This window comes from Klebsiella sp. Q11 (genome assembly GCF_964241505.1).
Classification (GTDB): domain Bacteria; phylum Pseudomonadota; class Gammaproteobacteria; order Enterobacterales; family Enterobacteriaceae; genus Klebsiella; species Klebsiella michiganensis.
Genome location: NZ_CAXSXW010000004.1, coordinates 248,122 through 269,442 on the forward strand (window position 1 = coordinate 248,122; position 21,321 = coordinate 269,442).

At 58.3% G+C, this 21,321-nt stretch carries 25 protein-coding genes and 1 pseudogene; 14 read left to right on the plus strand and 12 right to left on the minus strand.

Features of this window, described 5'->3' with window-relative positions; translation table 11 throughout:
* Positions 1 to 24: 24 nt before the first annotated feature.
* The gene (locus tag ACESQ2_RS08335) at positions 25 to 315 is read right to left on the minus strand and encodes a hypothetical protein (RefSeq protein ID WP_009654750.1); all 291 of its coding nucleotides are present in this window, start codon (positions 313 to 315) and stop codon (positions 25 to 27) included.
* Between the two features lie 192 nt (positions 316 to 507).
* A complete protein-coding gene (locus ACESQ2_RS08340; protein WP_185220126.1) occupies positions 508 to 1,698 on the minus strand; it encodes an MFS transporter in 1,191 nt (396 codons plus the stop codon).
* 195 nt (positions 1,699 to 1,893) lie between these two features.
* On the opposite strand from ACESQ2_RS08340, the gene ACESQ2_RS08345 reads away from it, so the two are divergent.
* Both ACESQ2_RS08345 and ACESQ2_RS08350 read left to right on the plus strand, forming a co-directional pair.
* Positions 1,894 to 2,340, plus strand: coding sequence for a glyoxalase/bleomycin resistance/dioxygenase family protein (locus ACESQ2_RS08345; RefSeq protein WP_009654757.1), 447 nt, complete (start codon positions 1,894 to 1,896; stop codon positions 2,338 to 2,340).
* Positions 2,341 to 2,389: 49 nt separating this feature from the next.
* On the plus strand, positions 2,390 to 2,608 hold the full coding sequence (locus tag ACESQ2_RS08350) for a hypothetical protein (protein ID WP_025105738.1): 219 nt from the start codon (positions 2,390 to 2,392) through the stop codon (positions 2,606 to 2,608).
* Between the two features lie 3 nt (positions 2,609 to 2,611).
* Here the strand turns inward: ACESQ2_RS08350 and ACESQ2_RS08355 are convergent, their stop codons facing one another.
* A complete protein-coding gene (locus tag ACESQ2_RS08355) occupies positions 2,612 to 3,001 on the minus strand; it encodes a VOC family protein (protein WP_102803889.1) in 390 nt (129 codons plus the stop codon).
* 156 nt (positions 3,002 to 3,157) lie between these two features.
* On the opposite strand from ACESQ2_RS08355, the gene ACESQ2_RS08360 reads away from it, so the two are divergent.
* Together ACESQ2_RS08360 and ACESQ2_RS08365 are read left to right on the plus strand one after the other, a co-directional pair.
* Positions 3,158 to 3,778, plus strand: coding sequence for a LysE family translocator (locus ACESQ2_RS08360; protein WP_014229472.1), 621 nt, complete (start codon positions 3,158 to 3,160; stop codon positions 3,776 to 3,778).
* A gap of 207 nt (positions 3,779 to 3,985) precedes the next feature.
* The gene (locus ACESQ2_RS08365) at positions 3,986 to 5,173 is read left to right on the plus strand and encodes a YbfB/YjiJ family MFS transporter (RefSeq protein WP_224225853.1); all 1,188 of its coding nucleotides are present in this window, start codon (positions 3,986 to 3,988) and stop codon (positions 5,171 to 5,173) included.
* Here the strand turns inward: ACESQ2_RS08365 and ACESQ2_RS08370 are convergent.
* On the minus strand, positions 5,156 to 5,992 hold the full coding sequence (locus ACESQ2_RS08370; RefSeq protein WP_046878004.1) for a LysR family transcriptional regulator: 837 nt from the start codon (positions 5,990 to 5,992) through the stop codon (positions 5,156 to 5,158). The genes ACESQ2_RS08365 and ACESQ2_RS08370 overlap by 18 nt on opposite strands.
* 92 nt (positions 5,993 to 6,084) lie before the next feature.
* Between ACESQ2_RS08370 and ACESQ2_RS08375 the strand changes: the two genes are divergently transcribed.
* Positions 6,085 to 7,131 carry an NAD(P)H-dependent flavin oxidoreductase gene (locus tag ACESQ2_RS08375; RefSeq protein WP_373170292.1) on the plus strand — a complete coding sequence of 349 codons (1,047 nt, stop codon included), beginning with the start codon at positions 6,085 to 6,087 and terminating at the stop codon, positions 7,129 to 7,131.
* Between the two features lie 31 nt (positions 7,132 to 7,162).
* Here ACESQ2_RS08375 and ACESQ2_RS08380 read toward each other — a convergent pair whose 3' ends face one another.
* From ACESQ2_RS08380 to ACESQ2_RS08395, 4 genes are all read right to left on the minus strand, one after another.
* On the minus strand, positions 7,163 to 7,822 hold the full coding sequence (locus tag ACESQ2_RS08380; protein WP_009654800.1) for a methionine ABC transporter permease: 660 nt from the start codon (positions 7,820 to 7,822) through the stop codon (positions 7,163 to 7,165).
* Complete coding sequence (locus ACESQ2_RS08385; RefSeq protein WP_075208448.1) at positions 7,819 to 8,610, minus strand: methionine ABC transporter ATP-binding protein; 792 nt, start codon at positions 8,608 to 8,610, stop codon at positions 7,819 to 7,821. Before ACESQ2_RS08385 ends, ACESQ2_RS08380 begins: the two co-directional genes overlap by 4 nt.
* Positions 8,607 to 9,413: a MetQ/NlpA family ABC transporter substrate-binding protein gene (locus tag ACESQ2_RS08390; protein ID WP_373170313.1), complete on the minus strand. Its 807-nt coding sequence runs from the start codon at positions 9,411 to 9,413 to the stop codon at positions 8,607 to 8,609. Before ACESQ2_RS08390 ends, ACESQ2_RS08385 begins: the two co-directional genes overlap by 4 nt.
* 153 nt (positions 9,414 to 9,566) lie before the next feature.
* Entirely contained in the window at positions 9,567 to 10,595 is a 1,029-nt protein-coding gene (locus ACESQ2_RS08395) for an isopenicillin N synthase family oxygenase (protein WP_014838561.1), read from the minus strand.
* Between the two features lie 271 nt (positions 10,596 to 10,866).
* Between ACESQ2_RS08395 and ACESQ2_RS08400 the strand changes: the two genes are divergently transcribed.
* A complete protein-coding gene (locus ACESQ2_RS08400; RefSeq protein WP_046878000.1) occupies positions 10,867 to 11,142 on the plus strand; it encodes a VF530 family DNA-binding protein in 276 nt (91 codons plus the stop codon).
* 41 nt (positions 11,143 to 11,183) lie between these two features.
* Here ACESQ2_RS08400 and ACESQ2_RS08405 read toward each other — a convergent pair whose 3' ends face one another.
* Complete coding sequence (locus tag ACESQ2_RS08405; protein ID WP_004134116.1) at positions 11,184 to 11,372, minus strand: hypothetical protein; 189 nt, start codon at positions 11,370 to 11,372, stop codon at positions 11,184 to 11,186.
* Between the two features lie 71 nt (positions 11,373 to 11,443).
* Positions 11,444 to 11,653: a YdgH/BhsA/McbA-like domain containing protein gene (locus ACESQ2_RS08410; protein ID WP_004102265.1), complete on the minus strand. Its 210-nt coding sequence runs from the start codon at positions 11,651 to 11,653 to the stop codon at positions 11,444 to 11,446.
* A gap of 332 nt (positions 11,654 to 11,985) precedes the next feature.
* Between ACESQ2_RS08410 and ACESQ2_RS08415 the strand changes: the two genes are divergently transcribed.
* The 7 genes and pseudogenes from ACESQ2_RS08415 (at position 11,986) to ACESQ2_RS08445 (ending at position 17,116) form a co-directional block, all read left to right on the plus strand.
* Positions 11,986 to 12,726: an amino acid ABC transporter ATP-binding protein gene (locus ACESQ2_RS08415; RefSeq protein WP_004102264.1), complete on the plus strand. Its 741-nt coding sequence runs from the start codon at positions 11,986 to 11,988 to the stop codon at positions 12,724 to 12,726.
* An 8-nt stretch (positions 12,727 to 12,734) separates the two neighbouring features.
* Positions 12,735 to 13,433 (plus strand): amino acid ABC transporter permease, encoded by a 699-nt coding sequence (locus ACESQ2_RS08420; RefSeq protein WP_148850175.1) that lies wholly within the window; start codon positions 12,735 to 12,737, stop codon positions 13,431 to 13,433.
* Between the two features lie 9 nt (positions 13,434 to 13,442).
* A pseudogene (locus ACESQ2_RS08425) lies at positions 13,443 to 14,196 on the plus strand (amino acid ABC transporter permease).
* Positions 14,186 to 15,028 carry a transporter substrate-binding domain-containing protein gene (locus ACESQ2_RS08430; protein ID WP_373170293.1) on the plus strand — a complete coding sequence of 281 codons (843 nt, stop codon included), beginning with the start codon at positions 14,186 to 14,188 and terminating at the stop codon, positions 15,026 to 15,028. The pseudogene ACESQ2_RS08425 and the gene ACESQ2_RS08430 overlap by 11 nt, the downstream one beginning before the upstream one ends.
* A gap of 4 nt (positions 15,029 to 15,032) precedes the next feature.
* A complete protein-coding gene (locus ACESQ2_RS08435) occupies positions 15,033 to 15,572 on the plus strand; it encodes an L-2-amino-thiazoline-4-carboxylic acid hydrolase (RefSeq protein WP_373170294.1) in 540 nt (179 codons plus the stop codon).
* Positions 15,560 to 16,315 carry a VOC family protein gene (locus tag ACESQ2_RS08440; RefSeq protein WP_373170295.1) on the plus strand — a complete coding sequence of 252 codons (756 nt, stop codon included), beginning with the start codon at positions 15,560 to 15,562 and terminating at the stop codon, positions 16,313 to 16,315. Before ACESQ2_RS08435 ends, ACESQ2_RS08440 begins: the two co-directional genes overlap by 13 nt.
* A gap of 12 nt (positions 16,316 to 16,327) precedes the next feature.
* Complete coding sequence (locus ACESQ2_RS08445; RefSeq protein ID WP_046877994.1) at positions 16,328 to 17,116, plus strand: pyrroline-5-carboxylate reductase; 789 nt, start codon at positions 16,328 to 16,330, stop codon at positions 17,114 to 17,116.
* Here ACESQ2_RS08445 and ACESQ2_RS08450 read toward each other — a convergent pair.
* Positions 17,113 to 18,069, minus strand: a complete 957-nt coding sequence (locus ACESQ2_RS08450; protein WP_004851102.1) for an AraC family transcriptional regulator — start codon at positions 18,067 to 18,069, stop codon at positions 17,113 to 17,115. The genes ACESQ2_RS08445 and ACESQ2_RS08450 overlap by 4 nt on opposite strands.
* Before the next feature lie 108 nt (positions 18,070 to 18,177).
* Here ACESQ2_RS08450 and ACESQ2_RS08455 point away from each other — a divergent pair, with 108 nt between their 5' ends.
* Entirely contained in the window at positions 18,178 to 19,377 is a 1,200-nt protein-coding gene (locus ACESQ2_RS08455; RefSeq protein WP_014838552.1) for an MFS transporter, read from the plus strand.
* A gap of 485 nt (positions 19,378 to 19,862) precedes the next feature.
* Here the strand turns inward: ACESQ2_RS08455 and ACESQ2_RS08460 are convergent, their stop codons facing one another.
* On the minus strand, positions 19,863 to 21,320 hold the full coding sequence (locus ACESQ2_RS08460; RefSeq protein WP_373170296.1) for a M17 family metallopeptidase: 1,458 nt from the start codon (positions 21,318 to 21,320) through the stop codon (positions 19,863 to 19,865).
* Position 21,321 lies beyond the last annotated feature (1 nt).

Genomic DNA, 21,321 nt, shown 5'->3' on the forward strand with positions numbered 1-21,321 from the left:
CGGGCCAGGCGGCTCGGGCGTGAATCAGTCGGCGTTCTTAAGATCTTCCGCGCGTTTGGCGGTGGCGTAGACAAAATCGAGCATGGGTTCAAGGTCGGTATCGTAGCCGGCCTGAATGATTTTGCCGCGCAGCCATTCGATCTCGCTGGTAATATCCGGGTGGAATATATTGTTGTCCTGCGCTTTACGTAGCCACTTGAGCAGGAAATTATTTTTCCCGCGGATACCGCCTGATTTCTTCGATTTTGCGTGTATTTTCAGCGCCACCAGAATGCAGTAATAGAAATGAACGCGCTGATTAAAACTTTGGTGCATGTCTTTATTCCCGCCAGAATCAGGTTGCGGACGGGCATGGACCTTAAACATGCGGTCTCTGATATTCACCCGTACCACCATCGCGCCGCTTGCCGGACGCTGAAGCGATGGTGGCACGGAAGCCGAATTGCCGTCAATTATTGATTAATTTTTTACCCATATTTGCGCCGGTTATCTTTCGACGATGCTTCCTCAGGTTCGCGGTAAAGCAGCGCGTTGTTGCAGGTAAATGCGCAAAATCAAGATAAATGCCAGCGCGACCACCGCCGCCGCCAACAAATAAATAGTCTCCAGATCGTAATAACCGGCCACCCAGCCGGCGACCGGGCCGGTTAATCCCAACGCCAGATCGAGAAAGGCCGAATAGGTGCCCAGCGCGGTGCCCTGATTCTGTTCTTCAACCTGTTTCACCGCTTCCACGCCAAGCGCCGGGAAGACCAGCGAAAAGCCCGAGCCGGTGAGAAAGGCGCCCATTCCGGCCATCCACGCCGAGGAGGCCGACCAGATGATCAGCAGGCCGATACATTCGATCGCAAAACAGATTAACGATACCCGCACGCCGCCGTAGCGGGTAATGGTGTTGCCCAGGATCAGGCGGATGCAGATAAAACCGATGCTGAACAGGGAGAGGGTAAACGCCGCGCCTTGCCAGCTATGGGCGGAGAAGTAGAGGGTAATAAAGGTTGCGATAACCCCAAAACCGACGGTACCCAGCGCCAGCCCCAGCCCGTAGGGCCAGATTTTGCGCGCCACCACATGAAACGGCGCTCTGATCCCCGCCGTCACGCTGACGTCCTGCCGCGTACGGGCATAGAGCAGGCCAACCGCCGCCGCCAGGATCACCACGGCGGCAAATCCGCTGATGCCAAAATAGCCGTTAAGCATGACACCCAGCGGGGCGCCGACCGCCATGGCGACGTAGGTCGCCACGCCGTTCCACGAGATCACCCGCGAAGTGTGAATCGCACCGACGGTTTTGATCCCCCAAAGGGTCGCGCCGGTGGCGGTAAAACTTTCCCCGACGCCGAGGAAAATGCGCCCCACCAACAGCGCGGCAACGGCCAGCGGCGGCGAGGATTGCAGCAAGACCGCGAGCAGCGTGAAGAGACCGCTGAGCAGGCAGCAAACAATCCCCCGACTGACGACTTTTTTCGGCCCCCAGATGTCGGTGTAGCGGCCCGCATGCGGGCGGCTGATCAGGGTTGAGATGTACTGAAGGCTGATGACCACGCCGGCGATAAAGGGGCTATAGCCCAGCTGATAGTGGATATAGCCCGGCAGTACGGCGAGCGGCAGGCCAATAGAGAGATAGCAGATACAGGTAAAAACAACGATAGAAATAATACGCAGATTAAGCTGAGTGGTGCAGGCGGAAGTGGTCATAACGCGAAGTATTGAAAACCAAAGGGAAGCTAAGCATAGCGCAGCGCCGTCGGGCGCAACGAGCAGAGCATGCGTTTTCTCAATGATTCAGGCAAACGCACTAAAAATAGTCATGAGAAAAGAGGATTCTGGGCAAGTCGTGCGCGGCAGAGTATAAAATCTGTTAACGCATCACGGATAATGACAGGAGAGAGTATGGAATACGATTTAGACGGTATGGATGTGCTTTTTGTCGCCGGCTTTGGGCCGATAACGCAATCGACGCCGGCCAGCAGGGAGTTTTATGTGGCTGCGCTGGGCCTGCCGCTAAAACCGATGCCCGGTAACGAAGAGTATCTGCTGACCGAACATGACGCCATCGGCGGGGTAAAACATTTTGCCCTGTGGCCGCTGGCGCAGGCGGCGCGCTCCTGCTTTGACGCCGATCTCTGGCCTGACTATCTGCCGGTGCCGCAGGCGTGGGTCGAGTTTGAAGTGCGCGATATCAACACCGCCACCGACGCGCTGAAGGCCAGAGGCTATCGTCTGCTGGTGGACAACCGCATTGAGCCGTGGGGGCAAACCGTCACGCGGCTGCTGAGCCCGGAAGGGCTGCTGACAGGGATTACCGTGACCCCGTGGCTGCGCGAGGGCAAAGCCTAATGGCATGCATGAGCCGCCCATCATCCCCTGCGATCGGCAGGGTGATGGAATGCTGATTTATGACGTATTCGGGCGCCATATTGGCGTCCAGCGCCAGGGCGAACGCTGGCTACTTTTCCGCGTCGATCTGAACGAGCAGAAATGTTCGCCGCTGCGTGGGATCATCATCCCGGACGATCTCCCGGAGGCGGAAATTCCCGGCTGGCTGGGCGATATTTTTCACGAAGCGGCAAGCCCGCGCCATCCTGACGTCCGGCTTATGGAGTAGCGTCTATGGCCAGCTTCTGTTTTGCAGCACCACGCGATAACCGTCGCCGTCGACAAAGGTTTTACCGTTCACATTCCAGTACGGATTGAACGCGCTGACCGGCGCAAAACCGGCGGTCAGCATTTTCGCACACTGTTCCCGCCATTCCGCGGCTTCCGGGTAATAAAGCACCAGCAAATCTTCCTCGCCCGGAGAGGGCTTCACCGGATGATGATGGCAGAGGGTGAATTCAAGATGCCAGCCGAGATCGCGGCGTCCGACCATCACGCCGCTAAAGCCGGCATGATCGGCAAACTGCGCGATCTGCTCCAGCCCAAGGCCCGTGCAGTACATGTGGCAACTGAGTGAAAGGTCGGTGACCGGCCTGGCGATGCGCATAGCGTTAAGCGTCATAACAGCCTGTATCGATAAAGGTTTGGTAGATTGACTGTATCCGCTTTTGCGGCGGCCATTTGTCACAAAGAGCTTTTAATGCGCCCGGCAAAGCGAATTTTTTCGATTGTCTCTGCGGCGCGTTTTATCTAGAATCTTCGCTTTCGGAGAGAGAAAATGTCCGTTGCTGATTCCCTTCTTGCTTACTCTTTTGCTGCGCTGTTGCTCACCCTTACCCCAGGCCTGGATACCGCTTTAATTCTGCGAACCGCGACCGTTGAAGGCGGAAAAAAAGCCTTTCAGGCGGCGCTGGGCATTGATACGGGATGTTTTATCTGGGGGGCTGCGGTCGCCTTCGGTCTTGGGGCGCTACTGGCGGCATCGGAGCTGGCTTATGACCTGCTCAAATGGTGCGGGGCCGCCTATTTATGCTGGCTGGGCATTCAGTTAATTCTCAAGCCGCGCGGTCATTTTGTTCATCAGGACAGGGCGGCGGCGCCGGCAAGTAACTGGTTTTTAAAAGGGATGATGGGCAATGTGCTCAATCCGAAAATGGGGATCTTTTACGTCTCTTTCCTGCCGCAGTTTATTCCGACCGGCCACTCGCCCATCGTCTGGACGTTCCTGCTGGTCGCCATCCATGTGGCGATCGGGACGCTCTGGTCGTTAACGCTAATCCTGACCAGCCGCTCTGCCGCTCGGCTATTAAAGACGCCGCTATTTATTCGGTGGATGGACCGCGCAACCGGCGGCCTCTTTATGTTATTTGCTGCCAAACTGGCTTTTAGCCACCGTTAAATCCCTCTGGACAAGGATGTCCAGCGCCTCACTCCACATTTCGTTACTCGCCGAAGCATCCCCCGGCCGTTGCCGTAAAGTTTCTCCCCGCAGGCCGGGCGCTGCCGCATGGCGCTGCTTGCGCATCGTGGCAAGCGAAATCATAATAAATAAAGAATGATTATTACTAATAATTCTTTATTTGAGAATAATAATGGAGGGGAGTGGGTGAACGTTTTTGCAACCAGGCCGGAATGGAAGGCCTTTCTGCTGGCGCTGGCCGGTTCGGTCGTGCTGATCGTTGGCATGGGCTATGGCCGGTTTGCCTATACCGGGATCCTGCCGCTGATGCTCAATGAGCAGCTGCTGACGCTGCGTGAAGGTAATCTTGCCGCTTCGGCAAACTATGCCGGCTATCTGGCCGGCGCGCTGCTGCTGGCGAAAGCCAGGCCCGCGGACGCCAGGTGGCTAAGCCTGCTTTCCGCACTGTTGACGCTGGTGTGCCTGGCCTTACTGGCGTTTCTGGTTTCCCCCCTGGCGATTATTGTGGTGCGCGGAATTGCCGGATTACTCAGCGCGGTGACGCTGATCGCCGCCTCCCTCTGGCTACTGCAGCATATGAAGCACCCTAACGGCGCGCCGGTGCTTTTTTCTGGCGTCGGAATGGGGATATTCTTGTCGGCGGAATTTATCTCCCTGGGGAAGGCGCTGGCGCTCTCCAGTCAGCAGATATGGCTGATATGCGCGATAAGTTCTGGCGTGCTTTTTGTTCTCGCGCTGCGTCTGCTGCTGAGCCCCGCCGACTACCTTATCGCTTATCAACCCGCCGCGATCGCACACCGCGAGGAGGGCGAGGGGCGGGTGCGGGAGGCTTGGAAACTGCTGCTGATTTATGGTCTGGCCGGCTTTGGCTACATTATTACCGCCACCTATCTTCCGCTGTTTCTCAGCGGTTCGCTGAACGTTATCGATCCGGTGCAGATCTGGGCCATTTTCGGCCTCGCCGCCGTTCCCTCCTGCTTTATCTGGCACCGGCTGGTCATCAAGCTCGGCTACCGCCGCGCGTTTACCCTTAATTTGCTGATTCAGGCAATCGGCGTCATTCTCCCGGCGTGGAGCCATGCGTTACCGTTTTGCATATTAAGCGCGCTGCTGGTGGGGTGCACCTTTTTGGGCACCGTGACCATCGCGCTGTCCGAGGGGAGGCGGCTTAATCATCTGGTTTCGTTCAATATGATTGCCGCCATGACCGCGACCTACGGCATCGGGCAAATCGTCGGCCCGCTGGTTGCCGGAACGCTGTATGACCGCAGCGGGTCGTTTAATCCTTCGCTGAGCGCGGCCGCCATTGCGCTGCTGGCTGCCGCCGCGCTGGTGGCGGCAGGGGCGGGGCGAGCGTCAAAGGTCGGAAGCTGATTCCAGAAGCTGGCGCATTTTCTCGAGGGCGGGAGACGCGTAGTCTTTGCGCCAGATAAGCTGGGTGATCGCCTGGCCAACCGGCCGCAGCTGGCTGGCTTCGGGCAGCGTCAGGGTATCGAGCACGCTCTGCGGCACGATACCGGCATAGCCGCCGGAGGCGACGCAGGCGAGCATCGCGTGATAGGAGCCGACGTCCTGGATCTCGCTCTCCACCTCCTCTGATTGCGCCAGAAACGCTTCGCCCATCGCCCGGTAGGTACAGCCCTGCGCAAAGGCGGCAAAGCGAAAGCGCTGTGGGCTGGCGGGAAGCACCAGCAGCAGCTGTTCTTTAAAGATGGATACGTACTCCAGGTCATCGGGCGGAGGCGTTCCCTGCGGCAGGCTCACCAGCGCGCAATCCAGCGCGGCGTCCAGCACCTGTTGGGTCAGCTGACGGGTGGGCTGGGTTTTGAGGGTGAGCGTCACCTCCGGGCACAGCGCGCGAAACCGGGGAAGCAGCGGCGGCAGGCGGCTGGCGGCGGTGGCGTCCATCGCCCCCATGCGTAAATTGCCGCCCGGCGTCGCCGGATGCAGCGCCTGTCTGGCCTCTTCGGCCAGGCTGAGGATTTTCAGCGCGTAGCCCAAAAAATGTTCACCGGCGGGGGACAGCAGCATCCTTTTATTGCCGCGGGCAAACAGCTCCACGCCCAGCTCCTCTTCCAGCTGGTGAATGCGGGTGGTGATATTGGACTGGGCTCGCCCCAGCCGCTTTGCTGCGCGGGTGACGCTGCGCTCTTGCGCCACCGTTTTAAAAATCTCTAATGTGGTGTGGTTCATATTTTTATTCTTAATTTGAAAATAATGTTGATCTTATCATCTCTAAAAGAGATTTTAATGGCCCGAACGCACAAATTTCAACAGGGCAAACCATGAGCAACAGGCTTACGCAGCAGCTTGATATTGATTACCCCATTATTCAGGCGCCGATGGCCGGCGTGTCGACGCCGGAACTGGCGGCAGCGGTCAGCGGGGCCGGCGCGCTCGGCTCGCTGGGGCTGGGCTCGTCAACCGTAGAGCAGGCTGAAACGCTGATTAACCGGACCCGGCGCTTAACCACCCGTCCGTTTAACGTCAATCTGTTTTGCCACGCCCCGGCGGTAAGGGATCCGCAGCGTGAAGCCCGGTGGCTGGCGCGGCTGCGCCCGGAATTTGCGCGCTTTGGCAGCTTGCCGCCGGAGACGCTGGCGGAAATTTATCTGAGTTTTCAGCAGCAGCCGCGGATGGCCGAGCTGCTGCTCGACCTGACTCCGGCGGCGGTGAGCTTTCATTTTGGCGTGCCGGATCGTGAAACCCTTCGCCGACTGCGGGAAAAGGGGATCGTCACTCTGGCGAGCGCGACCAGCGTGGCAGAGGCTTTGCTGGCCGTAGAGCAGGGAATCGATATGGTGGTGGCGCAGGGCTACGAGGCCGGCGGCCATCGCGGCATCTTTGATCCGCTGGCGCCCGACGGGCAGATGAGCACCTTTACTCTGGTTCAGACGATAAGACGGCATGCCGATATTCCGCTTATCGCCGCTGGCGGCGTGATGGACGGCGCGGGAATTAACAGCGTAATGAACCTGGGCGCAGACGGGGCGCAGCTAGGGACGGCGTTTCTGCTGTGCCCGGAATCGTCCACGGATGGCGGATACCGTGAGGCCCTTAAAAGCGCATCTGACGGGCAAACGGTTTTAACCTCAGCCATTTCCGGACGCCCGGCGAGATGTCTGGTTAACGGCTGGCGTGAAATAAACGATCCACCGCTGATTCCGGCTTATCCCGTGGCTTACGACGCCGGGAAGGCGCTGGCATCGGCGGCGAAAGCGCAGGGAGATCGTCAGTACGGTGCTCACTGGGCCGGGCAGGGAGTGAGCCTGATTCGCGAGCTGCCGGCAGCGGAGCTGATACGCACCCTGGCGCGCGAAAGCGGGTTTTAATCGCGGATGGCGCGCGGCCACCCGCTTATTGTTAACGACGGTGGGCGAGGCCGCGGACCAGACGGTCGCCGGCCATCTGCACGCCCTGCACCAGCGCGACCAGAATGAGCACGGTACCGAACATCACCTCGTTATTGAAGCGCTGATAGCCGTAGCGAATGGCCAGATCGCCCAGTCCGCCGCCGCCAATCACGCCCGCCATCGAAGAGAAGCCGATCAGCATAACGATGGTCAGCGTGATGCCGGCCAGCAGCGTTGGCAGCGCTTCCGGCAGCAGCGATTTAAAGATCACGTGCCAGATATTGCCGCCCATCGATAAAATCGCTTCGATACGCCCGTAATCCACTTCATCCAGCGCGTTCTCCGTCAGCCGCGCAAAGAACGGAAAGGCGCCAATGGTGACCGGAACCACCGCGGCGGTACTGCCGAGGGTGGTGCCAATAATCAGCCGGGTGAACGGGATCAGCGCGATCAGCAGCACGATAAACGGCAGCGAACGACCAAAGTTGATAATCGCGCCCAGCACGGCGTTGAGCTTCGGCATCGGCGCCAGGCCGTTGCGGCGTGAAACAAACAGCAGCACGCCGGTCGGCAGCCCGAGCAGCACGGTAAACAGCGCCGCCAGGCCGACCATATAAACGGTATCTACCGTGCCCTGAAGCAGCAGCGGCCAGAGATCTTCCCAACTCATGCTACTCCGCATAATGGCCTCCCGTGAAAACCGTGGCGAGCGAGGAAATCCCGCTCTGCCTGAGGATCGTGCAGCAGCGACTGCCGTAGCCGCGACCATGGCGCCACCAGCAAATCGGCAATTCTGCCGCTTTCAATAATCTCCCCGTGCTCCAGCAGCGCTGCGTGGTCGCAGAGGGTTTTCACCACTTCCAGCTCATGGGTGATCAGCACGATGGTGAGGTTCAGCTTTTGGTTGATATCCGCCAGCAGGCTGAGCACCGAGGCCGTGGTCTCGGGGTCAAGGGCGCTGGTGGCCTCATCGCACAGCAGCACATCCGGCCGCGCGGCCAGCGCGCGGGCGATCCCCACGCGCTGTTTTTGCCCGCCGGAAAGCTGTGACGGAAAGGCGGCGGCTTTATCCGCCAGCCCGACCAGTTCCAGCAGCTCCGCCACCCGCGCCTGGCGGGCGTCTTTCGGCACTTTGGCTATCTCCAGCGGCACCGCGACATTGTCGGCGACGCTGCGGGCGTGAAGTAAATTAAAGTGCTGGAAGATCATGCCGGTACGCAGCCGGTACTCGCGCAGCGCGGTTTTATCCATCCGGGTAATATCGTTCCCGTTCACAATAATGCGGCCCGACGTGGGCCGCTCCAGCAGATTCAGGCAGCGTATCAGCGTACTTTTGCCTGCACCGCTGCGGCCGAGGATGCCGTAAACGGCTCCTCTCGGCACCTGCAGAGAGACATCGTTTAGCGCCGGTCGGCCTGTTCCGGCATAGGTTTTACTCAGCCCGACAATCTCAATCATGACTGAGGAGCAACCGGGATCACCGAGCCGTTATACTGCTTACGAATAAATTCGGCAACCTGCGACGAGGTGAGGTCTTTGGCCAGCGCCTTGATGCGCGGATCGTTCGCCAGCGCCGGCGTTGTCACCAGAATGTTGGCGTACGGGTTGTTGGTCGCGCTCTCCAGACCCAGCGCGTCTTTGGCCGGCACCAGCCCGGCTTCCAGCGCGTAGTTGCCGTTTATCACCGCCAGGTCAACGTCATCCAGCGACCGCGGGATCTGCGGTGATTCAATCTCAAGGATTTTCAGGTGCTTCGGGTTTTCCACGATATCTTTCGGCGTCGCCAGGGTGGTCGACGGGTCGGTAAATTTTGCCGCCAGCTTAATCAAACCCTGATTTTGCAGCAGGAACAGCGCGCGGCTCAGGTTAGTGGTGTTATTCGGTACCGCCACGGTGGCGTTCTCGGGCAGAGATTTAAAATCTTTATGCTTGCGCGAATAGATCCCCAGCGGCTCAATATGGACGGTCGCCGCGACGGCGAAGGTTTTGCCCAGCGCTTTCTCCTGATCTTTCAGATAGGGGACGTGCTGGAAGTAGTTGGCATCGACATCGCCGTTGGCCAGCAGTTCGTTGGCGTTAACGCCGCTGGTGAGTTCGACGATTTTCAGGTCGAGGCTGGGATCGATCTTCTTAATGTAGTTAAGGATCTCGGCGTGCGGCACCGGGTCCGCGGCGACGCGCAGCGCGGCGGCCTGGGCGGAACTCCATGCCAGAGAGAGAGACAGTGCAACCCCTGCCAGTTTAAATGCGGCATATTTCATCATCTTATTCCTTGTATTGTTGTTATGTTTATACCCGTCATACTTCAAATTGCATGTGCGTTGGCTGCGTGCGCTCACCCGAATCACTTACCAGAGTAAGCTCATCGGGATTCACTGACTTGCCGCCTGCCTGCAACCCGAATTATTTAGGGTCTACACGATCAATTGCTCGGCGCGTTCGCGAAAAACATCCTGGTAGTAGCGCTCGGCGACATCAGGATGCGAACGCAGACGCCCTTTCAGGTAATTCCAGCCCACCTCGCGCAGCAGCGGGTTTTGCGGGTCGCTATCCGGTCCGAGGGCTTCGCGGGCCAGCTCGTCGGGCAGCGTGTAGACGGGGACCACGGCATCCAGCTGGGCGCCGAGGAAGAAAGCGATCGACAGCCGCTGCTGGTCGGCAGGCGGCGAAACGACCCGGTGCACCGTTGCCCGCAGATAGCCGTTGGTTGCCAGCTCCAGCAGCTCGCCGATATTCACCACAAAGCTGCCCGCCAGCGGGGTCGCGTCAATCCAGCGGTCAGGGGAGACTTCGACCTGCAATCCTTTCTGCTCATCCTGCAGCAGGAAGCTGAGGAAGCCGGAGTCCTTATGCGCGCCAACGCCCTGGGCGCTCTGGGTCTCCTGCCGGCCGGGATAGCGGATCAGCTTGATATGTTCATTGGGCTTATCGCCATACAGGCCATCGAAGGCATCCAGCGGCAGGCGCAGCGCTTCGGCGAAGGCGCGCAGCAGGGTGATCCCAACCTGGGTCATTTCCCGTTGCCAGGTCAGTAATGTGGGTTTGAGCGAGGGCAACGCCTCTGGCCAGAGATTCGGCCCCTGCAGGCGCTGCCAGCGCGGCGCGCGTTCGCTAAGCTGCAGGGCCGGGCGCTCGGCGCCGATATCGAACTGCTCGCGCCAGTCGGGTTGACCGCGGGTTAATTCAGAAGCGGCGCGGTTGTAGCCGCGAAAATGCGGAGAGTGAATCATTGCCACCCTCTGCTTTTGATCGTCGGGCAGGGCAAAAAAGGCGCGGGATTGCTGCTGCACGGCCTGCTGCAGCGACTCATCGACGCCGTGGTTGATCAGATAAAAGAAACCGATATCGCGGGCGGCGTGGCGCAGGTCGGCGAGAAACGCCGCTTTTTCAGCGGGGTCCGCGTAGCGGGCCAGATCCAGTATCGGTAAGGTTGTCGCGTTCATTGTGTTCTCCGAAGGCGGTATTCAGTTGTTTTCGTCGATTCAGATTCAGGGTTCGGGGACAACAACAGCGCATGATCGATTCCTCAGTCGGGTGGTTGAAGCCAGCTTGCCTGAAGCGAAAATAATCAACCAATAACGTTCTTTTCTAATTTATGACCGTGGAGGGTTCTGTGCTTTTGCGAATTTTGGATAAGGGGGAGGCGGGGCTGTTGCGATTGGCGTCGGGAGCCAGTATGGTGAGCGAAATTTTTAATTCAGGTAAAGAGACGCAATGCAGCACCCAAACGATCCTCTGCACGGCATCACGCTGGAAGCGCTGTTAAACGCGCTGGTCGCGCGATATGGCTGGGCCGAACTGGCGAAACGCATCAACATCAACTGCTTTAAAAGCGAGCCGAGTATTAAGTCGAGCCTGAAGTTTTTACGCCGCACGCCGTGGGCGCGTAAAGAAGTGGAAGCGTTGTATATCGATTCGTTGTCCGATACCGATACGGCAGGAGCGGAAGCGCCGGCGAATAATCCGTGGGCACACTGGCAGAAAAAGTAGGGCGCGCAGCGGATAATTCCGCGCGCGCCCCGGGCTGTGTGTTACTGAAGATTGCCTGCGGTCAGGCTCTCTTTATCAAAGGCATGGCTGACATCAATATGATTCTGATGCACGGACGTGTCGATATTTGAACCTGCCTCCGGACGCGCAAAGCTATTCTCTGCGGCCATCGCCCCGGACGAAAGTGTAGCGGCTAACAGCAGTGCGGTGACTACGCCGATATTTTTCATATTCTGTTCCTTATTTCATCGTGTTGTCGCTGTCGCCTGTGTCTTCCGGCGGCCCGGCAATGTTTCAAATTTTATTTCGTCAGTTCTGCGGTCATATGCACGCGGTTATTGAACTGAGCGCTGGTGATTTTGTAAGAGGCGCCTTGCTCTGCGGCCTGAGCGGCAATTTTGGCTTCTGCGCGGTCCAGTGTGGAAGCGCTGGCGCTGATGCTCTGCGCAAAAGTACCGAAAGAGATCATAGAGAGTGCGGCAACTGCAACGAAAGTTTTGATGGATTTCATGGTCGTATTCCTTAAGCGTTTTTTCAGTGTTGGAGCGATGTTGCCCCGATGTGATAAATAATAGGCCGACGACGCGATGATTAAAATCGAAACAATTTGCTCTCATTGTTCAATAAATTTGAATGAAAGTATCGGTTACCGCAATCCTGTTTTGCAAATAAGGTTTAATTACAATCAAGCCTCATTGTCATAACAAATATATAAAAAGTTATTTTTTGACTTTCGATAGATGATTTTCTTGTTTGCTATCATCTGAACGGCGGCAATATAGTTTTTGTACAGCAATAAATGCCGGTGTGCGGCAAATAATCATTATTCACGAATATCTCATTATGATAACGCTCAATAAGATCAGTAAAAGCTTCTCCGGTGAAAGAGTGCTAAAAGAGGTATCGCTCAGCATTCATTCCGGCGAGATTATTTGCATTATTGGCCCCAGCGGCTCGGGGAAAACCACGCTATTACGTACGCTTAATTTCTTAGAGCCTGCCGATAGCGGGCAAATAAGAATAGATGATGTGGCGCTGGATTGCGCAAAAGCGGGAAAAAAGGAGATTGAAAAACTACGGTCAAAAACCGCTATGGTTTTTCAATCGTGGAATCTTTTTCATAACCTCACCGCACTGCAAAATATTACCGAAGGACTGATATACGCTAAAAAGCGTCCGCGGCAGGAGGCGCTGGCTATTGCTGAACGACTCTTAAAGCAGGTGGGGTTGCTGCATAAAAAAGACCACTATCCGCACAGTCTCTCCGGCGGCCAAAAGCAGCGTATCGGTATTGCGCGGGCGCTGGCCATTAACCCCGCCGTTCTGCTGCTGGATGAGCCGACCTCAGCCCTGGATCCGGAAAAAGTCGGTGAAGTGCTGGAGCTTATTCAGACCATTGCCGCCGCGGGCCAGACGATGATCATCGTGACCCACGAAATGGCGTTCGCCCGTCAGGTCGCTTCCCGGGTGGTATTTATGGAAAACGGCGAAATCGTTGAACAGGGCCCGGCGGAACAGATATTTGGCGCGGCGCAGCAGGGCCGAACCCGGGCGTTTCTTGCACAACTGCACTATCATGCCTGAGGCTGATGATGAACAATAACCCGCTGTTTAGCTGGCAGGATATCGCCGGAATAGTGCCGAAGCTGCTGGAAAATTTACCCGTGACCCTCGGTATAACGCTGGCGTCGCTGCTGCTTGGTTTAACGATCGCGCTGCTGATTGTGCTGCTGCAGTTTAGCCGCTTTAGGCCGCTCAGCGCGGCGGCAAATGGGTATACCGACATTCTGCGCGGCGCGCCTCTGGCGCTGCTGATCCTGCTGTTTTTCTTCGGCGGCAAATTAATTTTGACCGCGCTGGCGCTGCCGCCGCTGTGGATTAGCGATACCACCTTTGCGGTGCTGTCTATTTCGGTCAGCATCAGTCCCTACTTTGCAGAAATGATGCGTTCAGCGTGGCGCGCGGTGGATAGCGGCCAGAAAGAGGCCATTATCAGCCTGAATATTCCCTGGCATCAGGGAATACGGCGGATTATTTTCCCCCAGGGGCTTATTATTGCTATTCCCGTCTTTGGCAATCTTTTAATTAATCTCGTGAAAATGACCTCGCTGGTCAATATTATTGGTATTGTGGATATTTTTGGGCGGGCACAAAAGATTTCGCAAAATAGCTACGGGGCGAAACAAGTCGCGGCATTTATTAGCGTTATTATCGTCTACTGGGTGCTGAATAGTATTATTCTCTATTTTACCACTCGTATTGAAAAGAAATATCAGTTCCTGCTGGAGTGATAAATTAACATGTTTAGCCTGGCGTTCATTCGCGACAATTTTACGTTTATTTTAAGCGCGCTGCCGGTCACCCTGACGATAACGTTATTATCCTTACTGGTTTTCCACTTTGCTGGGCGCAGCGCTGGCGTGGGCGATTATTCGTCAGGTACCCGGCGTTCAATGGCTGGCGAGGGTATTCCTCTCCTTTGGCCGTTCGGTCCCGGTCCTGGTGATGCTGTATTTCTTTTTTTACGTCTGGCCGTGGATTGCCGCCGGGCTGTTCGGCGGCCCGCAGGACACGATGTACCGCTATAAACTCTCGCCGCTGGCGGCGGCGGTCACCGCGCTGTCGCTGATCTTCAGCGCTTATTTCGCCGAAACCTTTCGCGCGGGATGGAATGCGGTTGATAAGGGGCAGCGCGAGGCCGCATGGTCAATCGGGCTAAGCGGATTCACGCAGTTCCGACGCATTATTTTTCCGCAGGCGGCGGTATCCGCGCTGCCGAACTTTACCAGCGTGCTGATCGATCTGATTAAAGACACCTCGCTGGTTTACACCATCACCGTTGTTGATCTGATGGCGAAAGCCAATATCGCCGCCGCGCGCGGGTTTCATTTTGTCGAAGCCTACTGCGTCGTGCTGGTGATTTATATCGTGCTGTGCCTGGCGATTGCCAGAGCATTGCGCAGTGCAGAAAGGTTTCTGAGCGCCCTCTGGCAAGGAAACGCAGAAAAGAGTGTTCCACGGTTATCATTTTGGGGAAGGTATTTTGAAAAATAAAATTTTACTGGTGAGTGCGCTGGCGTTGGCAATGGGAATGAACGCCTCGCAGGCGGTTGAAAAAAGCGCAAACGCGAAAACGGTTGAGGTTGTCGTCAATGCTAACGGTTTTCCCTTTAGCTTTGTTGACGATAACAACAATATTACCGGTTACGATGGCGACCTGTTAAAGGTGCTGGACCAGCGTTTAACCGACTATACGTTTCATTTTAATGCGGTCTCGCGCGATGCGATGATCGTCGGCCTATCGACCGGCGCCTATACCCTCGCGGCGGATCACTTTTATCTCACCAAAGAGCGGGCGGAAAAATACGACCACTCCGGCGAGCCGACCGGCATCAGCGATTTGCGCCTGATTGTGCGTAACGATGAGAACGATATACATAATCTCGGCGATCTCGCCAGCGGGAAGAAAAAGCTGGTGCCGATTCATACCTCCGACGCCCGTTATACGGTGATTGAAAACTACAATAAAAAACATCCAGGCCAACAAATTAACCTGCAGCCCAACGGCGAGCAGTCCGCCGCCGATATCTTTAAAGCGGTAGCCTCCGGGGAGTACGATGCGGCGATTTACCCCATTGGCGCGCTGCTGGCGTTAAATAAGGCGCTAAATCTTAATCTGAAAGCGTCGGATTCCGTCGGCCTGTTTCCTAACGTCTATTTGTATAAAAAAAATACCGATCCGCAGCTAATCAAAGCGATTGACGCGCAGCTGGTTGCCCTGAAAAAGGACGGCACGCTCGCTGAGCTCTCGCGGAAATGGTACGCCGAAGATGTGTATGCCCTGCCGGGCGCCAGCGACGTGAAAGTGAATACCGACTGGGAATAAGCGCATGACGCAAATAAGCTCGGAACCGGCGCATAACGCCGCCACCTTAAACGATGAGGTGACCCTGGCGCTGCGCGCCATTACTGAAAAACGCGCGGCAACGATCGGTTACCTGTTGGACGAAAGCCGACAACGCCATATCGCGGATGATTCTGTCCGTGAAGCAATACGCCGCTATGGCCGCGATATCGGGCATAAGCTGCGCGCGCAAATGCGCGATCGAAAAGATTTGCAGGAGTTTGCCGGGCTGTTTACCCGCGGTCTGGAATCTCAGGTTTATGAGATGGAGCCCGTTAGCGCCAGCCGGGACGAATTTATCGTCCTGTTTCACTACTGTCCCTATGTCAACTGCTGGCGGCAGCAGGGGCGAGGCGCCAGCGAAATTGAGACGCTGTGCGATATCTGCATGGAAGGCGATCGTGCGCTAACCGACGCGTTTCCGGGGCTGCATTTAGAGGTGCAGACCGCGCTGGCTCGCGGCGATGCCGCCTGTCGGCTGCGTTTTTATCAGGCAGAGGAGCGGGAGGGCGAATGGCAATCTTAACGTGGGACCACGCGGTCCAGTTTGTTAATCAGCCGGAAGCGGCGATTCAGGCGCTGAGCGGGCAAAAGCTCAACGTGGTGGCCGGTGGGCGCCACCCGGGCTGGGGGACCAGGAATGCGCTGAGCTATTTCGGCCTGACCTATATAGAATTTCTGGCGATTGCCGATGATGCAGAGCTGCTTTCCGCCGCGGAGACGTTTTTACTCTCCCGGGATGCGTCGCGGCTGCTGCCGGATAATGAAGCGCTGTATCGGGTGGCGCTGCGTAGCGACGATATTGAGCGCACGCATGCGGAGTTGCACGAGCAGGGCCTGCGGGTTTCGCCGATCGTCAACGGCCAGCGCGACGATCCGCAGGGCAACGTTATCCGCTGGCGGATCTTCACCATTGACGGCGATTTTGACGGCCTGGTCTATCCCTTCATTCTGCAATGGGGGGAAGAGGATGACGCCCGGTTGAGCCGCCTGCAGGCACAGGGTCTCGCTGCGCCGCATCCGCTGGGGGAGATTGAACTGCAGCGCGCGGTTTTCACGGTACAGCATCCTCAGGCGTTGCGCGACCGCTGGCAGCTGCTGTTTGGCTTTGCCCCGCAAGGCGAGCAGGGGCTGGCGGTGGGCGGTCGAGAGTTTCTTTTCCGCCAGGGCGCGGCGAACCAACTGACTGAACTGGTGTTTCGCGTTGCTGACCCGGCGCTCAAAGGCCGACGCTTTCGCGTTGGCAACGGCGAATATCTTTTTGAATAAGGAGTAAGACTCATGGCCAGGGTCCATTTTATTGGCGCCGGACAGATGGCGGAGGGGATTATTCGCGCGTCATTAAGCCACGGTGCGCTGCGGGCGGACGCGATCTCGCTGGAGGATATCGACAGCGCGCGAGTCGAGGCTCTGCGCGCCCGTTATCGGCTGTCGGGCGACGGTGGCGTAAACGAGGCCTCTTTGCTGGTGCTGGGGATCCGTCCGCAGGACGATCTGGCGGGGGTGGCGAACCGCGTGCGCCCACAGCTAAACGGCTCGACGACGGTGGTTTCTCTGATCGCGGGGGTGACCCTGGAAAAGCTGGCCTCCCTGTTTGGTGCGGCAACGCCGATTGCCAGGGCGATCCCCAATACCCTGACCGATACCGGATTTGGCTATAGCGGCGTGACCTTAAACCCCCACGCCAGCGCGGCTGAGATCGAGCCGTTTCTGCACGGCTTTGGCAAAGTGCTGTATCTGCCTGAGCGGTTGATCGATATCTTTACCGGCTTTGGCGTCGCGGGCCCTAACTATATTTACTACTTTATTGAGTCCCTTACCGATGCCGGCGTGCTGGCGGGGCTGCCGCGACCCCAGGCAACGGAGGTGGTGCTGGAAAACCTGCTCGGCGCGGTCGAGATGCTGCGCCAAAGCCAGAAGCATCCGCGCCAGCTTCTGGATATCAACAACTCCCCGGCGGGCGTCGGGATCCACGGTCTGTATGAGCTGAACAACAGCGATTTTGCCGCTGGGCTTCAGCGCAGCGTACTGGCGGCGGTCAGGCGCACCCGTGAACTGGGACAGTGCTAAAATCCTTCTTCCCGCGACAGATCGCGCAGCGCGCCCGGCGCCTTTCCGATAATGCGTTTAAAGGCGCGGCTGAAGGCGGCATGAGAACTGTACCCCAGCCTGAAGGCCACTTTTTCCAGCGCCTGACCCTCATGGGAAATGTACTGCACCGCGAGGCGCATACGCAGCTCGGTGAGATAGCGGGCGGGCGTGGTGCCGGTGGCGGAGAGGAAGCGTTCAGCAAATACCGAACGCGAGATTCCCGCCTCGCGGGCCAGATCCTCGACTTTCCAGTTAATGCCCGGCTGCTGATGCATCACGTAAATGGCTTTAGCCAGCTTAGGATCGCGCAGCACCTGTACCCAGCCGGTGGCGTTGCCGCAGCCGCACTCCACCCAGCCGCGGACAATCAGCGCGGCGACCACATCGGCCAGCCGCGCCAGAATGCCGGCGTAGCCCGCCTGTCGAGTGAGGCTTTCGCGTTCCATGGCCGCCAGCATCGGCGGGATCTCCGGACGGCTGGTCAGCAGGCTGCTGACCAGCATCACTTCGGGCATCGCTTTGACCAGCGGCTGCATACCGCCCAGCTCAAAGTCCATACAGGCGCTGAAGATAATGGCGCTGTCGCTTTTCGCGTCGTCGCAGGCGTTTTTGACGCAGCTTACCGAGTCGCAAACCGGTTCGCTGGGCAGTCTGGACACGTTAACCACCGTTGCCTGGTCATCGGAGAGCAGCACGTGACCATCGCCGTTCGGAATAAACAGCGCATCGCCGCTCTGCAGCATCAGGCGCTGACCGCTGACCATGCGCAGCAGTACCGGTCCCCGGCTGATAAAGTGGAACTGCGCTTTACCGGGTACGAAGCCGAATTCGACGCCAAAAGGGCGGGAGGTTTCGATGCGGCGATAGTTGACGCCGGAAAGGCGCATGCCGCGCAGAAGTTCGCTGGTGAGATCGAGGGCGTGCTGAGTCATAACATCATTCCCGGACGAATTATCAATAATCAAGGAGTATGCATCATAGATCGTCCGAACAGAACCGCCTAATCTTAACGAAATGTTAATTGTTCTGGAGAGATGTTTATGAGTTCCTGCATTGCAGCTGAAGAGAGCCAGGCCAACGCCCGGCCCGCGTGGCGCGCCGTCTATGCGCTGGCGCTGGGGGTGTTTGGCCTGATTGTCGCCGAGTTTCTTCCTGCCAGTTTGTTAACGCCGATGGCGGCAAGCCTGGGCGTTAGCGAAGGTATGGCGGGGCAGGCGGTCACCGCGACGGCGCTGGTGGCGTTAGTGACCGGGCTGCTGATCACCACCGCGACGCGAAATATTGACCGCCGCTGGGTGCTGATGTTCTTCTCCGTTTTGCAAATTATCTCCAGCATGATGGTGGCCTTCGCCGGTTCGCTGGAGTTTTTGCTGCTTGGGCGCCTGCTGCTGGGGATCGCCATCGGCGGCTTCTGGTCGATGTCGACCGCGACCACCATGCGTCTGGTTCCGGCGGCGATGGTGCCGAAAGCGCTGGCGATTATCTTTTCCGCCGTTTCCATCGCGACGGTGGTTGCCGCGCCGCTGGGCAGCTATTTCGGCGCGCTGATCGGCTGGCGCAACGTATTTCTTATCTGTGCGCTGCCGAGCGTGGTTGCGCTGCTCTGGCAGCTGTGGGTTCTGCCTTCCATGCGTCCGGAGAGCGTCGGCAGCTTCGCTACCCTGTTTAAGGTGCTGCGTCGGCCAGGTATGATTGGCGGCATGCTCGCGACAATCCTGATTTTCAGCGGCCACTTCGCCTTCTTTACCTATCTGCGTCCGTTCCTCGAAACCGTGGCGCAGGCCAGCGTCGAAGGGGTTTCTCTGATCCTGCTCGGTTTTGGGGTAGCGAACTTTATCGGCACCTCGATTGCCGGACATCTGTTAGCCCGAAGCCTGCGCCTGACGCTGGCGCTGGTGCCGCTGGCAATGAGCGTGCTGGCGCTGATGATGGTAACGTTCGGCCACGTCGCGCTGCTGGACGGTCTGCTGGTGGCGATGTGGGGCTTTGCTTTTGGTCTGGTGCCGGTGGGCTGGTCGACCTGGCTTGCCACCACGGTGCCGGATGAAGCTGAAAGCGCGGGCGGCCTGCTGGTGGCGTCTATTCAGCTGGCGATTAGCGCCGGTGCGGCTGGCGGCGGTGCGGTATTCGATCTCAACGGCGCGAGCGGCGTTTTTGTCGGCAGCGGCGTGCTGCTGGTCAGCGCCATGGTGATAGTGCTGTTTGCGGTAAGAGTCAAGCCAGTCGTGAGCGAGGAGTAGGGCTGCAGCACCGCAGATTGCCGATAGCCCGGGGAATATGCCGTGACGTGGTATTGCTGCGGCTTTTTCCCGGCTCGCGCTGCGCTTAGCCGGGCTACAAGGCCGCAGATTGCTGGTAACCGTAGCCCGGACAGATGCGCAGCATCGCCTCCGGGGAGGGTGTTAACTCTCGTCGATATCGTCGAGCAGATGCTGAATCAGCCCGTAGCCCGGGTAAGGCGTTTACGCCGCAACCCGGGGAATATGCCGTGACGGGGTATTGCTGTGGCTTTTTCCCGGCTCGCGCTGCGCTTAGCCGGGCTACAAGGCCGCAGATTGCTGGTAACCCGTAGCCCGGACAGATGCGTAGCATCGCCTCCGGGAAATACTGCCACTTTGCGCTTTTCTCCCGGGGGCGGCGCAGGGCGCCTGCCCGGGCTACAGGGCCACAGATTGCTGGTAACCGTAGCCCGGACAGATGCGCAGCATCGCCTCCGGGGAGGGTGTTAACTCTCGTAGATATCGTCGAGCAGATGCTGAATCAGTAGCGGAATCGGCCGGCCGGAAGCGACGCTTTTACCGCCTTCGCGCCACAGCGCCGTGCCGCTGACGTCGAGATGGGCCCAGGGAATCTCCGGCGGGCAAAAATGGTGCAAAAGCCAGGCGGCGGAGGCGCTGATGGCCGCATTATTGCCGGGCGTATTGCACAGGTCGGCGATTGCGCTTTCGGTCTGCTTCTTCAGCCTGCTATCCAGCGGCAGCGACCAGACCTCATCCCCGCTTTTTATCCCTGCCCGGGTTAACCCCGCCCGCAGCGCGTCGCTTTGCGTCATCAAGCCGCTCAAATCGTAACCCAGCGCCTTAACCACCGCGCCGGTAAGGGTCGCAATATCAATAATATAGTGCGCCTGCGGATGTCGCTGGCTCGCCCAGGCAATGGCATCGGAAAGCACCAGGCGGCCTTCAGCGTCGGTATTATTGATCTCTACCGTCAGGCCATTACAGGCCCGGGCGACGCTGCCCGGCTGCATGGCGGCGGGGCCAATCGCGTTTTCCGCCAGCGCCAGTACGCCCATTACCCGCACCGGTAGCGCCAGCTCGGCGATGCTCAGCATCAGGCCAAGGACGTTGGCCGCGCCGCACATATCGTACTTCATGGTGTACATCCCGGCGCCTTCCTTGAGCCACAGTCCGCCGGTATCAAAGGTGACGCCTTTACCGACGTAGCAGCGAACCGGGCCCTCGCTGACGCCATCATAATGAATCGCCAGCAGGCGCGGCGGGCGTTCAGCGCCTTTACCCACCGCATGCAGCAGGCCGAGCCCTTGTTCGACGATCGCTTTTTCATCCAGAACTTCGCAGCGCAGCGTGGGGATATCCGCGCACAGACGCCGGGCTTCTTCCACCACGTACTGCGGGGTACACTGCTCCGCAGGCAGATCCGCCAGACGGCGCGCGGCGAGCATGCCGTGCGCCGTGGCCCGTTGACGATGGGCGAGGGTGTCCAGCGCCGACCGCTGTTCGGGTAAGGCGTAGAGGGCGAGCTGGCGCAGGCGTGGCCTGGCGGCTTTCACCTGATGCAGGCCCAAATCATCAAGCTGCCAGTCGAGGTTAAACATTTCGCGCAGCGCTTTGGTTAACGCGCCGCTGCTCTCTTCCAGCGAAGCGTCGAGGATAAGCGTTTCGCTCACCGGCTTTTTGCATAGCAGCCGCAGCGCCTCGGCCAGGCCATCGTTCAGCGTCTCCCTCCACAGCGGTGGCGGAATGAGGGTGATGCGGGCGAAGGGGGAGCAGCCGAAGCGGGTATCCGCCACCTCGCCGCGGGCGGCCTGTTCCACCATTTCCGCGAGCAGCGGAACGGCATTGAGCGGGGCCTGGGCCAGCAGTGTGCTGCCGGGCCAGGTCACCAGATGTGCGCCGGTGCAGACGCTATCCAGTTGATTAATCAGACGATAATCCAGCATG